Here is a 13,607-nt window from a genome sequence, read left to right on the forward strand (position 1 = left end):
AGCCTACGCGGTGCATGCTGCGGGACCGCGGGGACCGCATGCGGCGCCCGCCCCGCCCCTCAGCCGCGCAGCCGCGGGTAGGCGGCGAGCGTCGGCACGTGGCGCGCGCTCGTGAGGAGGAACCGGTCGGCGATCCCGCGCACGGGCCGGGACGCCGCGACCCGCACGGCGCCGCGCATCGCCCGCTGCCCGAGCGCGGACGACGGGTGGCTGAGGCGGGCCCCGCCCGGCGGCAGCCCCTGCGCGCTGTCGGCGTAGCGGCGCAGCTGCCCCTCGTAGCGCGCGAACGCGGCGGCGAAGGTGTCGGCCGGATCCGCGAGCGCGCGTCCCAGCTCGCCCGCGAGCACGTGGGCGGCGACCAGCGAGAGGGTCGTGCCCATGCCGGTGGGGCCGGATCCCCAGGCCGCGTCGCCCAGGAGGGCGATGCGTCCCTTCGACCACGTCGAGACGATCACCTGCTCCATGCGCTGCGTGTAGAACTCGTCCGGTCGGGCCTGGAAGCCGTCGAGGATCCGCTCGACCTGCCAGCCCGTGCCGCGGAAGCGCGCGCGCAGCACGGTCATCTGCGCGTCGAACGGCAGCTGCTCGAACCCGGACGGCTCCGACTCGAACGACAGGCTCGCGCGGATCGTGCCCTCGTCGTCGGGCCGGATGGTGGCGTTCCGCGCGCCGCGTCCCGTGAGGAAGTCCCAGTAGCCCGTGTCGCCGGGGATCCGGTCGATCGTCCCGTAGGCGATGCTCACGCCGTGGTCGCGGAGGGTGGTCTCCTCGGCGAACGCCAGCCGACGCGTGCGGGAGCTGCGGCCCTCGGCGACGAGCAGGAGGTCGTAGCGCTCGCGGGATCCGCTCGCGAGCTCGACGTCGACCCCGGTGGCGTCCTGGCGCACCCCCGTCACGAAGTCGCCGTAGCGGAGCTCGACGTCGTCCCGCACGAGGTCCACGAGGATCCCCGCGAACCGGCCGCGCAGGATCTCCACCTCCGCCGTCGGCCCGTCCTTCCCCACGGCGCGGGGGAACGTGGCGACGACGCGGCCGTCCTCGTCGACGAAGCGCGTCCCGTCCTCGCCGGTGAGGTTCGCCATGACGGCGTCCTCGATGCCCATGCGTCGGAGGACGTCGCGGCCGAGGCCACGCACGTCGATGTTCTGCCCGGCCTGGCGCTGCTCGGCGGAGCGCTCGAGCAGGGTCACGTCGAAGCCCTCGCGCGTAAGCCCCCAGGCGAGCGCCGGTCCGGCGATGCTGGCTCCGGTCACGAGGACCCTCGGGCGGTGGTGGGCGGTGTCGGCCATGGATGATCTCCTCGTGTCGTCGAGCTGGCCCGTGATCTCGGGCACGAGTAGACTCTATGGCGTAGATGCTTCATGGTGAAGCAATCGGGTCGACTCGGAGGAACACGACATGTCCCACACCATCGCGATCCCGGGCGACCGCTCCGACGTGCTCGAGCGGCTGCGGGACTACACGACCGCGTTCGACGAGTCGGTGCGGCAGCTGGCCGCGGCGGTCGGGCTGCCGACGACGGACACGACGGCGCTCGCCGAGGTGATCTGGGCGGACACCGCCGGCCGGGCGCTGTCCCCGGCCCGCCTCTCGGAGAAGCTCCACCTGACCTCGGGGGCGACGACGGCGCTCATCAACCGGCTCGAGGGCGGCGGGCACATCGGGCGGAGCCGCGAGAGCGCCGACCGGCGGGTGGTCACGCTGCGGCCGACCACCGCGTCCCGAGAGCATGTGATGGACGTGCTGCAGGGCGCGCAGGCCGAGGTCGACCGGGCGCTCGACGGGTTCACCGCCGAGCAGCTCCGCACGGCGGCCGCCGTCGTGCGCGCGGTCGCGGAGGGGACGGCGGCGGGGACCCGCGGGATGACGGGCGACGGCGCGGCGCGCGGCTGAGGGGCGACCGCCCGGTCAGCCCGCCGGCACGCAGGGGCTGTCGCAGCCCGCGGCGCGCTGGCGCTCGATCTCCCGCTCGCGTGCCCGCTCCAGCAGCGACACGTGCAGGTATCCCGCGTATCCGCCCGGCGTGCGCCCCTCGCGGCGGCTCGACGTGAGCACCTCGCCGGCCGCCGACGCCGTGATCCGCGCGTCGAGCGCCCGGAGCCTGCCCACCAGGTCGACGTCCTCGTGCTCCGCGACGGCCGGGAAGCCGCCGGCCGCGACGTAGGCGTCGGCGCGCACGCCGAGGTTCGCGCCGTGCACGTGCCCGTTGGCGTGGCCGGGCACTCGGGTCGCGCGCCAGGCGGCGACCTGCGCGGGGCTGAGGTCGTGGAGCTCGGGGCGGACGGTGCCCACGACCACGTCGGCACCCGCGTCGGCGAGCTCGAGCTGGCTCGTGATCCACGCGGGCGGCACCGCGGAGTCGGCGTCGGTGCACGCGATCCAGTGCTCGGCGTCGTCGCCGTCCCAGCCCGCGCGGGCGGCGTCGACCCCCTGGGCGCGCGCGGCACCCACGCGCCCGGCGGCGCTCTCGATGACCTCGACGCCCGCGGCGCGCGCCACCTCCGCGGTGCGATCACGGCAGTCGTCGGCCACGAGGATCACGCGCACGCGCACCCCGGCGGCCCGTGCGCGGGCCGCGGCGACCTCGACGGACGCGAGGCAGCGGCCGACCAGCTCCTCCTCGTCGCGCGCCGGGATGACGACCGTGACCGCGCGGATCCGCGGGGCCGGCTCGACCCCGACCGCCGCGGCCGACCCGCTCGTCACCGCAGCCCCGTGCGCACGGCGACCGAGCGCGGATCCGCGGACAGCACCTCGAGCAGGAAGTCGTCCTCCTCGTGCCGCATCAGCACGTGCAGCCCGGGGACGGCGGCGAGCCGCGCGTGCACCTCGTCGCCCGTGCGCCGGAAGTCGCCCTCCGGGTGTCGCCAGTGGCAGGCCACCAGCGAGCCGTCGGCGCCGAGTGCGCCGGGCAGGGCGGCGAGCACGCGGTCGAACGCGGCGTCGTCGAGGTAGTAGCCGACCTCGCTCATCACGACGAGGTCGAAGGCGCCCTCCGGCCAGTCGGCGCCCACGTCGCGCACCTCGACGCGCACGTGCGGCGTGTCGGCGAGGCGGACGCGGGCCCGCTCGACCGCGGTCGGGGCGACGTCCACGGCCAGCAGCTCGTCCACGCGCTCGGCGAGGCCCGCCGTCGTCACGCCGATGGAGCAGCCGATCTCGAGCGCCCGCCCGTACCGCTCGTCGGGCAGGGCCGCGAGGGTGGCGAGGCGCTTGCGGCGCTCGTACCAGCGCGTGGTGACGCGCCACGGATCCTCGGCGCGGGCGTACGCGGCGTCGAAGCGCTCGGCGGCGGTGGGCGTCGCGGACGCGTCGTTCCCCACGATCAGCACCTCCCGGTCGCGGTCGGCGTGCCGGAGGAACCCGGGCTGCAGCACGGCCGCGTCCTCGGGGGCGGCGGAGAGCGGATCCACCTGGCTGGCATGCGCCCGGATCGCAGCCCGCTTGGCGTCCCGGGTGCGCGCGTCGAGCGGCAGGGCGCGCATCGCGGCCCACGGCACGCGCGCATCGTCCGGCGTCGCCCAGTGCCACATCCACACCGGGTACTCCGCGAGCCGGATCCCGCGCTCGGCGGGCAGCGCGCCCACCAGCTCGGCCACGACCTCGCCCGTGACGCGGTGGTCCCGGTGCCCGTCGCCGCGCCAGGGAGCCGCGACCCAGGTGCCGGGCGCGGCCTCGTCCAGGAGCGCGCTGAGGTCGTCGCGCACGGCGTCGCGGCGCTCGCGGATCCCGCCGTCGGGGTGCCCGAGGAGCACGAGCCGCGCGTCGGGCGCGACCGCGTCGAGGGCGGCGCGGGCCTCGTCCCGGCGGACGGCCACGAGCTCGTCCGGCGTGCGCGTGGGGGATCCGGGGTGCGAGGCCGCGCCGTCCGTCACGATCACGAGGGTCACCGGCACTCCCCGCGCGGCCGCGGTCGCCATGAGCCCCGCGGCGCCGATCGACTCGTCGTCGGCGTGCGCGGAGACGACGAGGAGCGCGGCCATCCCGGAGAGGTCGGGCGCGGCGAGCGAGTCCCAGCGCGGATCCGCGTCCCAGGCGCCTGCGTCGGTGCCGGGCTCGCGCGCGTCGAAGGCCACGCCCGCGGCGGGCATCGCGTCGGTCCCGGTCCCGGTCCCGGTCGCGGTCGTCGCCTGGTCCGTCGCGTCCGCCTCAGCCGCGCGTCGCCGCACGGCCTCCGCGAGCGCCCCGCCGAGGGACGCGTCGTCGCGCTCCGCGTGGTGCTGTCGCACGTACAGCCCGAGGTCGGCCACGCGCTTGGCGTGGTCCGCGTCCTGCGCGAGCGGCGCCGGCCCGAGCGCGTGCGCCACATGGGTCAGGGTCTCGTCCACCGCGCGGGCGACGACGGCGCGCACCCGCTTCGCGAGCAGGCGCCCCTCCTCGCCCGAGGCTCGCCCGCGGTCGACCAGCAGGGCGGCCTCGGCGAGCGATGCGCGCGCGCCGTCGAGCGCCGCGTCGACCGCGCCCAGGTGCATGAGCAGGAGGCGGTCGGCGCCCTCGCGGGACGCGGCCCGGAGCAGCGTGCGCGCCAGCCCGACCGCGCCGCCGTACCAGCAGGCCGCGACCTGGATCCCGCCCCAGTGGAACCCGGGCCGCTCCAGGTACCAGCCGGGTGCGCCCACGCGTCGCGCCGAGACGTCGCGCAGGCGCAGCGGCCCGCTCGGCACCTCCACGAGCCCGCGGGCGACCCACGCGCCGGGAACGACCTCGACGCCGTCCTGCCGGAGGTCCACCGCGAAGAGGCCGCGCGAACCGTCGTCGACCGCGGCGGTGATGAGCGCGTGCGTCAGCGATCCGGCCAGCGAGCACCACGGCTTGGTGCCGGACAGCCGCACGGTCTCGGATCCGCTCGTGTCCGACACGGCCGTCAGCGGGTCCCCGCCGCCCTCGGCCGCGAACACGCCCCACGTGCGCGCCGCGGCGTCGCCCGGGTGCGCGTCGTCACGGCTCGCGCCGTCCCCGCCCGCGTCCTCGCGCTCCTGATCGAGGATCGCGAGCGCGTCCAGGTGCGGCTCGACCGTGCGCGCGATGCCGAGGTCGGCCGCGGCGAGCGTCGCGAGCGCCTCCCAGAGGTCCGCCGTGCCGCCCGCGCCCGGCCGGGCGCCGCCGCTGCCGAGCGCGACCGCGAGCGCCAGCGCCCGCTCCGTCGTCCACGCCGGCCCCGGGGGCGTCTCCGCGAGCGCCGCGCGCACGAGCGCGACGGCGGGTCCAGGCCCGTCATCGCCCGACGGCACCGCGCCGGATGCGAGGCGGACGCGCGCGGGATCGTCCGCGTCGAGGGGCTGTGCGGGCTGGGGGCCGGATGTCACGTGGTGGGGCGCCGAATCGTCGAGGGATGAGCCGGGCGGGGCCCGGTCGTCCTTCGAACCTACAAGCGTCCGAGTCCGGCTGCCCGGGGGCGGCGCGACACCGCGATCGTGTGGCATCCTGGCCGCCTCGGATCCCCCGGCCATGCGGGTGTGGGACCCTGACGGCAGGGCTGGGGCGCGATCCGCACCGCCCACGCACGACAGAGGGGATCCACCATGGACCAGCACACCGACCCGCATGCCCGCGAGCACGCCCCCGAGGGTCCGGCCGAGGAGCCGACGCCCGAGGCGGTCGAGGAGTTCGAGCGCCTCGCCGTCCTGAGGATGGGCGGCCAGGACATCGAGGGAGCCCTCGACGAGCTGCCCGACGCGGACGCCCGCGAGGTGGCGGAGGTCGCCATCGATCGCGTCGTCCGCGGCTACGAGCACCTGTAGCCGGATCCGCACGGGGCCCGCGCACCGCCGACGCAGCGCGCCGGAGCACGGCACGGCCCGCCCCGGCAGCAGGCGGAGCCGGCGGCCCTAGCGCCCGGTGAGCCGCGCGATGAGCTCCCGGTACCGCTCCGCCGTGCGCTCCACGATCTCCTGCGGCAGCACGGGCGGCGTCCCGGTGCGATCCCAGTTCGCCGCGAGCCAGTCCCGCACGATCTGCTTGTCGAAGCTGTCCGTGCGGTTGCCCGTCGCGTACGCCTCCGCGTCCCAGTACCTCGACGAGTCGCTCGTGAGGACCTCGTCCGCGAGCGTGGTGATGCCGGTGCGCGGATCGATGCCGAACTCGAACTTGGTGTCCGCGAGGATCACGCCGCGCTCCTCCGCGATGGCCGACGCGCGGCGGTACACGTCGAGCGACAGGTCGCGGAGGCGCGCCGCCTCCTCGTGCCCCACGAGCTCCTCGGTGCGCGCGAAGGTGATGTTCTCGTCGTGCTCGCCCTGCGGCGCCTTCCAGGCGGGCGTGTAGATCGGCTCCGGGAGGCGGTCGCCCTGCGCGAGGCCGGCTGGCAGCGGGATCCCGCACACCGTGCCGTGCTGCCGGTACTCCTCCCAGCCGGATCCCGCGAGGTAGCCGCGCACGACGCACTCGATGGGCAGCATCTCGAGCACCCGGCAGAGCATGGCGCGCCCGCGCACCTGCTCCGGGATGCCGATCCGGTCGAGGGTGGCGCCGTCGACGAGGTGGTTCGGCACGTCGAGCCGGTCGAACCACCACAGGCTGAGCTGCGTGAGGAGCTCGCCCTTGCCGGGGATCCCCGGCTCGAGCGCGAAGTCGTACGCGCTCACGCGGTCGGTCGCGACGACCAGCACATGCGGCTCGCCCTCGAGCGCGCGCTCCTCCGTGTCGTCGATCGCGGGGCTGAACAGCTCGCGGACCTTGCCCGAGTACGCGTGCTCCCAGCCCGGGAGGTCCCAGTCGGCGGCGTGGCCCACGGGCGTCCCGGTGCTCATCGGATGACCTGCGCGGCGATGTCCGTGCGGTGCTGCGACCCGTCGAGCGACAGCCGCCCGACGGCCTCGTAGACGCGCGACCGCGCCTCCACGAAGGAGGCCCCGGTCGCGACGACGCTGAGCACCCGCCCGCCCGTGGCGACGAGCCCGGCCTCCGACTCCGCGGTGGCGGCGTGGGCGATGCTCACGCCCTCGACGCGCTCCGCCTCCTCCACGCCCGAGATGACGCGCCCCGTCCGGGGCGACTCCGGGTAGCCCTCGCTCGCGACGACCACGGTGACCGCGACGTCGTCGGAGAACTCCGGCCGCGCGACCCCGCCGAGCTCGCCCGACGCGGCCGCGAGCAGCAGCTCCGAGAGCGGCGTGACGAGGCGGGGCAGCACGACCTGCGTCTCCGGATCCCCGAAGCGCGCGTTGAACTCGATCACCCGGATGCCGTCGGCGGTGAGGATCAGGCCGCAGTAGAGCAGCCCGATGAACGGCGTCTGCTCCTCCGCGAGCTTCCGCACGGTGGGCAGCGCGATGGTGTCGATGACCTCGTCGACGAAGCCGGTCGGCAGCCACGGCAGCGGCGAGTACGCGCCCATGCCGCCCGTGTTGGGCCCCGCGTCGCCGTCGCCCAGGCGCTTGTAGTCCTGGGCGGGGGAGAGGGGGAGGACGTCGTGCCCGTCCGAGAGCAGGAAGAGCGACACCTCCTGCCCGGCGAGGAACTCCTCGACGAGCACCGTGCCCTGGCCGAGGTAGTGCCGCGCGTGCTCGAGGGCCAGCGTGCGGTCGGCCGTGACCAGCACGCCCTTGCCCGCCGCGAGGCCGTCGGCCTTGATGACGTACGGGGCGCCGTACTCGTCGAGCGCGGCCTCGACCTCGTCGACCGTGCCGGCCTGGGCGGCGCGGCCCGTGGGCACGCCCGCCTCCTCCATGATGCGCTTGGCGAAGGTCTTGGATCCCTCGAGCGCGGCGGCCGCGCGGCCCGGCCCGAAGACCGGGATGCCGCGCGTGCGCAGCGCGTCCGCGACCCCGGCGACGAGCGGCGCCTCGGGCCCCACGACGACCAGCTCGAAGCCCTCCGCGAGCGCGTGCTCCGCCACGATGACCGGGTCGTCTATGTCCATCTTCACCACGGGCACGGCGCGCGCGATCCCCGCGTTGCCGGGCGCCGCGACGATCTCGTGGCCCGCGTCCTCCCGGAGCAGGGCCGTGACGATGGCGTGCTCGCGCGCACCGGAACCGAGTACCAGGATCTTCACGCCCCCACCCTATCGACGCCGACCCCACCGGCCCGGGCCCCTGGGGGCGCCGGCGAGCGCGCCGCATCCGCGCACCGGGGAGAGGGGCGGAGGGCGGGAGGCCGACCCGCCGCGGGTACGGCGCGGGTCGGCTCCCTGCCCTCTCCGGCGTTCTTCGGGTCCGCCGGCGGGCGCATCGTCCCTGCCCTCCCGAGGCCGGGGGAGGCCACGGGAGGGAGGACGTCCTCCCGTGCCGCGCGGGTCGTGTCACCGCGGGGCACTTCCATACACGGTAATGGATGTCCCCCAAAGCGCGGACCCGGCGCGACGCCCCATTAGGAGGGGCGCGGCGACGCCGGACGGGCTGACCGACCCCGCCGCTCTGGCATCCTGGGACGATGGCCAAGGCGCGCATCCATCCCACCGTCGGACAGCCCGCCGTGCGCGCCGCGCTCGCCCAGGGCGCCGTCGCCGACCGGGAGACGCGGGCCACCGCGGTCCGCTTCCTGCTGCAGTCGCTGGCGGATCTCGCGCCCGGCGGCACCGTCGAGGTGCGCGTCCCGCCGTTCGGCGCCGTCCAGTGCATCGAGGGCCCGGGCCACACGCGCGGCACGCCTCCGAACGTCATCGAGACCGACCCCGCCACGTGGATCGCGCTCGCCACGGGCGGCACGACCTGGGACGCGGGCGTCGAGGCGGGCGCCGTGCGGGCGTCCGGGCTCCGTGCCGACCTCCGCGGCCTCCTCCCCGTGCCGTGGGAGCTCCCAGCCGACCGCTGAGCGCCGGCCGGCGCGTCCGCGGTTCGCCGCGCGTCCGCGGCGCGGGGGATGATGGACCCATGACCGACGCCCGCCCCCAGCCCGACGACGAGCGCCGCACCGAGGTCCTCGTGCGGCGGTCCCCCCGCTACTTCCGCTTCATGGGCGTCGGCGCGGTGCTCGGGATCGTCGTGGCGATGGTCCTGACGCTCACCTTCCCGCCGAACCCGGAGTTCTCCGAGGCCCAGGTGCTGGCGTTCCTCGCGCTGTTCGCGGTCGTCCTCTTCGGCGGGCTGGCCGCGCTCCTCGCGCTCGCGCTGGACCGCGCGGCCTCGCGCCGGTCCCGCGTCCTCACGGCCGAGCGCGAGCGGGGCGAGCCGGGCGCCTGACCCGGAATCCGGAGACCGGCCGGAACCCGGCCTCCGCCCGGCCCGGCACGCGGATCAGCTGAGCTGCGTGCGCTCCAGCCAGGACAGGTACTCCGGCGTCACGTTGCCGGTGATGTACTCGCCCGTGAAGCAGCTCATCTCGAGGTCCTCCACGCCGGTGGACCCCTCGAGGATCGCGTCGCGCATGTCCGCGACCTCCTGGTAGATGAGGTGGTCGGCGCCGAGCTCGGTCGCGATCTCGGGGATCTTCCGCCCGTGGGCGATGAGCTCCTGCCGCGACGGCATGTTGATCCCGTACACGTGCGGGTAGCGCACCGGCGGCGCGGCGGACGTGAACGTCACCTTGTTGGCGCCGGCCTGCCGGGCCATCGTGACGATCTCGCGGCTCGTCGTGCCGCGCACGATGGAGTCGTCGACGATGAGGATGTTCTTCCCTTGGAACTCGGAGCTCATCGCGTTGAGCTTCTGGCGCACCGACTTCTTGCGCTGCGCCTGCCCCGGCATGATGAACGTCCGGCCGACGTAGCGGTTCTTGTAGAAGCCCTCGCGGTACTCGATGCCGAGCGTCTGCGCGACCTGCATGGCCGACGGCCGCGACGAGTCGGGGATGGGCATGACCACGTCGATGTCGCCCGCGGGGCTGTGCTCGGCGATGGTCGCCGCGAGCCGGTTGCCCATGCGCAGGCGCGCGTCGTAGACGCCGATGCCGGACATGACCGAGTCGGGCCGCGCGAGGTACACGAACTCGAAGGCGCAGGGGATGAGGCGCGGCGCCGGATGGCACTGGCGCGCGTGCATCTCGCCGTCCATCGTGATGAAGACGGCCTCGCCGGGCGCGACGTCGCGCACGATCTCGTAGCCGAGCGACTCCATGACGAGCGACTCGCTCGCCACGACCCACTCCATCCGGCCGCCCGCGAGCTCGCGACGACCGAGGGTGAGCGGGCGGATCCCGAACGGGTCGCGGAACGCGAGCATCCCGTGCCCGGCGATCATCGCGATCGACGCGTACGAGCCCTGCACGCGCTCGTGCACCCGCTCGACGGCCGTGAACACCTGCTCGGGATCCAGCGCCAGGCCCGAGACCTGCGACTGCAGCTCGTGCGCGAGGACGTTGACGAGCAGCTCGGTGTCGGAGCTCGTGTTGGTGTGGCGGCGATCCACGTGGAAGAGCTCCTGCGCCAGCTCCCGCGTGTTGGTGAGGTTGCCGTTGTGCACCAGCACGATGCCGTAGGGCGCGTTCACGTAGAACGGCTGCGCCTCGTCCTCGTCCGCTGCGCTGCCGCGGGTCGCGTACCGCACGTGGCCGAGGCCCATCGTGCCGAGCAGCGAGCGCATGTCGCGCGTGCGGAACGCCTCGCGGACCTGGCCGCTGAGCTTCTTCACGTGGAAGGTGTTGCCCTCGGCGGTGGCGATGCCGGTGGAGTCCTGACCGCGGTGCTGCAGGAGCAGGAGGCTGTCGTAGACGAGTTGGTTGACGGGTTCGGACGATACGACGCCGACGATGCCGCACATGCTTCGGCTGACTCCTGAAGAGTAGAAGAGGTGGGGGAGCGGCCAGTCTCCCACACGGGAGCGACGCGCCCGGCCGCTACCCTGTACGCGTGACCACCAAGAGCTCGTATGCAGAGGCCGGCGTCGACACGGAGGCCGGCGATCTCGCGGTCCAGCTGATGAAGGAGGCCGTGTCCCGCACGCACGGCCCCGAGGTCATCGGCGGGTTCGGCGGATTCGCGGGCCTGTTCGACGCGAGCGCCCTCACCCGCTTCCGCCACCCGCTCCTCGCGACCTCCACGGACGGCGTGGGCACAAAGGTGGCCATCGCGCAGGCGATCGACAAGCACGACACCATCGGCCAGGACCTCGTGGGCATGGTGGTCGACGACATCGTCGTGGTGGGCGCGCGTCCCCTCTTCATGACCGACTACATCGCGTGCGGCAAGGTCGTGCCCGCGCGCATCGCCGACATCGTCGCCGGCATCGCGCGGGCCTGCTCCGACACCGGCACCGCCCTCGTCGGCGGCGAGACCGCCGAGCACCCGGGCCTCCTCGGCCCGGACGACTACGACGTGGCGGGCGCCGCGGTGGGCGCCGTCGAGGCCGACTCCGTGCTCGGATCCGAGCGCGTGCGCGACGGCGACGTGGTGCTGGCGCTCGCCTCGAGCGGCCTGCACAGCAACGGCTTCTCGCTCGTGCGCCACATCCTCGCCACCGCCGGCATCGGGTTCGGCGACACGTCGGCCGAGCTCGGCGGTCTGGTAGGCGAGGTCCTCCTCGAGCCGACGCGCCTCTACACGACGCCGCTGCTCGACGTGCTCGCGCAGCCGGAGCTCGGCCCGGCCGTGCACTCCATCAGCCACGTCACCGGCGGGGGCATCGCGGCGAACCTCGCGCGCGTGCTGCCCCGCGGATCCTTCAGCGAGCTCGAGCGCTCCACGTGGTCGCCGCCCGCGGTCTTCCGCGCGCTCGCCGGCATCGCGGGCTCGACGCTCGAGAGCGCGGAGGGCACCTGGAACCTCGGCATCGGCATGATCGCGGTGGTCGACGCCGCGGCTGCGGACGGCATCGCGCGCGCGCTGACCGCCGCGGGCATCCCGACGTGGGAGGCCGGCCGCGTGACGATCGGCGACGCCCCCGTGGGCGCCGGATTCGAGCAGGGCGCCAAGGGCGTCGACGGCGGGGCCGTGCGCCTCACCGGCCGCTACCGCGACTGATCCGCGTCACGCCCGGCACGTCCGCCCGCGACCCGGCGCCGGGCGCGGGCGGACGCGTGACACGCGGGCGCACATGAGGAGACCCGCCTCACGAGGAGGCGGGTCCGATGCTCGTCCGACCGGGGCCGGCGACGGATCAGGCGCGCTTCTGCTCGTCGCCCGGGACGTAGGCGTCCGGCTCGTCCGCGTACTCGTCCCACTTGGCGGCCTCGGCCGCGTACTGCTCGTCGACCGCCCCGTGGGTGGTCAGCTCGCGCTCCAGCTGCGTGTAGTCCACATTGGGACTGAACGACTTCAGCTCTCGCGCGATCTTGGTGTGCTTAGCTTTTTGACGGCCGCGCCCCATGCGAGACCCCCTCACGACTCAGGCCCCGACGGGCGGTGACAACGCTGGAATCAGCGGACAGGGATTGGAGAAAACCTAGGGGCTACCCTAACATGTGGCCCTCGTCGTCCCGGGCGTGTCCTCCCCGTCCGAGGAGCGTGCACGGGCATCGTACGACCTGGATCCGTGCTGGCCATGCGCCGCGTAGCGGGCGCTAGCCTGGTCGTCCCATGACCCCCCAGCCGGCAGAGACCCAGGTCGTGGTCATCGGTGCCGGACAGGCCGGGCTCTCCGTCGCGTACCACCTGCAGCGGCTCGGCCTCCGCATGGGCGAAGACGCCGTCGTCCTCGACCGCGGGCCCGGGACCGGCGGCGCCTGGCAGCACCGGTGGGCGGCCCTCCGCCTGGGATCCGCGCACCGCGTGGCCGACCTCCCCGGCATGTCCGAGCTCGGCATCTCGTTCGCGACGGCCGATCGGCGCCTGCCCGCGCGCGACGTCGTCCGCGACCACTACGCCCGCTACGAGCAGCACTTCGACCTGCTGGTCGCCCGCCCGGTGGAGGTGCGTGCGGTGCTCGACGCGGAGGCGCCGCCGGCCGTCGCGTCGCGGCGCCGCGCCGCCCACCCCTCCGACTCCGCCCGCCCGCTCCTCGTGCGCGCGACGGACGGCGACCGCGTCGCGCGGTTCGTCGTCAACGCCACCGGCACGTGGGGCGCGCCGTTCATCCCCTCGTACCCCGGGCTCGCGACGTTCCGCGGGCGGCAGCTGCACACGTCCGGCTACCGGGCCGCCGCCGACCTGCGGGGGCTCCGCGTGCTCGTCGTGGGCGGCGGCACGTCCGCCATCGGCTTCCTCCTCGAGCTGGAGGGGGTGGCCGCGCGCACCATGTGGTCGACCCGGCGACCCGTCGACTTCCTCGAGGCGGGCGAGCTCGACGTCGAGGCCGCGGTGCGCGCGGTGGACCTCCAGGACCGTGCGGCGCGCGCCGGGGAGGCGCTGCCGAGCATCGTGAGCGGCACGGGGGTCCCGCGCACGCGGCGCATCGTCGCGGGGATCCGTCGCGGGGTGCTCGACAGCCGGGGACCCGTCGCGCGCTTCGAGGAGGACGCCGTCGTCTGGGCGGACGGCGAGCGGGACCAGGTGGACGCGGTGATCTGGGCGACCGGCTTCCGGCCCGAGATCCGGCACCTGGCGCCGCTCGGCCTGCGGGAGAAGGAGGGCGGCGTGCGCGTCGAGTCCGGGGTGTCGGCCCGGGATCCGCGGGTGTTCCTCGCGGGCTACGGTCCGCAGGCGTCGACCATCGGCGCGAACCGCGCGGGTCGTCGCGTGGCCAGGCAGGTCGTCGCGGCCCTCGGCTGAGACCCGGCGTCGCCGCGCGCAGGGCATCCGCGGAGGAGGGGTCGTGGGGGCCCGCGCCGTCCGCGGGAACTCGCGGCGTGGCCCC

Annotated in this window: 13 protein-coding genes; 6 read left to right on the plus strand and 7 right to left on the minus strand. The window is 75.2% G+C overall.

Annotation, left to right across the window (positions count from 1 at the left end):
• Positions 1-59: 59 nt before the first annotated feature.
• A complete protein-coding gene (locus KYT88_RS03705) occupies positions 60-1,334 on the minus strand; it encodes an FAD-dependent monooxygenase (protein ID WP_237583769.1) in 1,275 nt (424 codons plus the stop codon).
• A gap of 64 nt (positions 1,335-1,398) precedes the next feature.
• Between KYT88_RS03705 and KYT88_RS03710 the strand changes: the two genes are divergently transcribed.
• Positions 1,399-1,893, plus strand: coding sequence for a MarR family winged helix-turn-helix transcriptional regulator (locus KYT88_RS03710; protein WP_043584997.1), 495 nt, complete (start codon positions 1,399-1,401; stop codon positions 1,891-1,893).
• Positions 1,894-1,908: 15 nt separating this feature from the next.
• Here the strand turns inward: KYT88_RS03710 and KYT88_RS03715 are convergent, their stop codons facing one another.
• Both KYT88_RS03715 and KYT88_RS03720 read right to left on the minus strand, forming a co-directional pair.
• Complete coding sequence (locus tag KYT88_RS03715; RefSeq protein ID WP_043584995.1) at positions 1,909-2,706, minus strand: glycosyltransferase family 2 protein; 798 nt, start codon at positions 2,704-2,706, stop codon at positions 1,909-1,911.
• On the minus strand, positions 2,703-5,306 hold the full coding sequence (locus KYT88_RS03720) for a PIG-L family deacetylase (RefSeq protein WP_237583770.1): 2,604 nt from the start codon (positions 5,304-5,306) through the stop codon (positions 2,703-2,705). The genes KYT88_RS03715 and KYT88_RS03720 overlap by 4 nt, the downstream gene beginning before the upstream one ends.
• 216 nt (positions 5,307-5,522) lie before the next feature.
• Between KYT88_RS03720 and KYT88_RS03725 the strand changes: the two genes are divergently transcribed.
• Positions 5,523-5,741, plus strand: coding sequence for a hypothetical protein (locus KYT88_RS03725; protein ID WP_043584993.1), 219 nt, complete (start codon positions 5,523-5,525; stop codon positions 5,739-5,741).
• 87 nt (positions 5,742-5,828) lie between these two features.
• Here the strand turns inward: KYT88_RS03725 and KYT88_RS03730 are convergent, their stop codons facing one another.
• Both KYT88_RS03730 and purD read right to left on the minus strand, forming a co-directional pair.
• A complete protein-coding gene (locus KYT88_RS03730) occupies positions 5,829-6,749 on the minus strand; it encodes a phosphoribosylaminoimidazolesuccinocarboxamide synthase (RefSeq protein WP_043584991.1) in 921 nt (306 codons plus the stop codon).
• The gene (gene purD / locus KYT88_RS03735; RefSeq protein ID WP_043584989.1) at positions 6,746-7,996 is read right to left on the minus strand and encodes a phosphoribosylamine--glycine ligase; all 1,251 of its coding nucleotides are present in this window, start codon (positions 7,994-7,996) and stop codon (positions 6,746-6,748) included. Before purD ends, KYT88_RS03730 begins: the two co-directional genes overlap by 4 nt.
• 377 nt (positions 7,997-8,373) lie before the next feature.
• Here purD and KYT88_RS03740 point away from each other — a divergent pair, with 377 nt between their 5' ends.
• Entirely contained in the window at positions 8,374-8,754 is a 381-nt protein-coding gene (locus tag KYT88_RS03740; RefSeq protein ID WP_043584988.1) for a sterol carrier family protein, read from the plus strand.
• A 59-nt stretch (positions 8,755-8,813) separates the two neighbouring features.
• Positions 8,814-9,122, plus strand: coding sequence for a hypothetical protein (locus KYT88_RS03745; protein ID WP_043584986.1), 309 nt, complete (start codon positions 8,814-8,816; stop codon positions 9,120-9,122).
• Positions 9,123-9,176: 54 nt separating this feature from the next.
• On the opposite strand, the gene purF is transcribed toward KYT88_RS03745, so the two are convergent.
• Positions 9,177-10,637: an amidophosphoribosyltransferase gene (gene purF / locus KYT88_RS03750; protein ID WP_043584984.1), complete on the minus strand. Its 1,461-nt coding sequence runs from the start codon at positions 10,635-10,637 to the stop codon at positions 9,177-9,179.
• An 89-nt stretch (positions 10,638-10,726) separates the two neighbouring features.
• On the opposite strand from purF, the gene purM reads away from it, so the two are divergent.
• Complete coding sequence (gene purM, locus KYT88_RS03755) at positions 10,727-11,836, plus strand: phosphoribosylformylglycinamidine cyclo-ligase (RefSeq protein WP_043584982.1); 1,110 nt, start codon at positions 10,727-10,729, stop codon at positions 11,834-11,836.
• 136 nt (positions 11,837-11,972) lie between these two features.
• Here purM and KYT88_RS03760 read toward each other — a convergent pair whose 3' ends face one another.
• Positions 11,973-12,182: a DUF3073 domain-containing protein gene (locus KYT88_RS03760; RefSeq protein WP_012037444.1), complete on the minus strand. Its 210-nt coding sequence runs from the start codon at positions 12,180-12,182 to the stop codon at positions 11,973-11,975.
• 209 nt (positions 12,183-12,391) lie between these two features.
• Between KYT88_RS03760 and KYT88_RS03765 the strand changes: the two genes are divergently transcribed.
• A complete protein-coding gene (locus tag KYT88_RS03765; protein ID WP_043584979.1) occupies positions 12,392-13,522 on the plus strand; it encodes an FAD-dependent oxidoreductase in 1,131 nt (376 codons plus the stop codon).
• Positions 13,523-13,607: the final 85 nt, after the last annotated feature.

Origin of the sequence: Clavibacter sp. A6099 (assembly GCF_021919125.1) — a bacterium.
GTDB classification, from domain to species: domain Bacteria; phylum Actinomycetota; class Actinomycetes; order Actinomycetales; family Microbacteriaceae; genus Clavibacter; species Clavibacter seminis.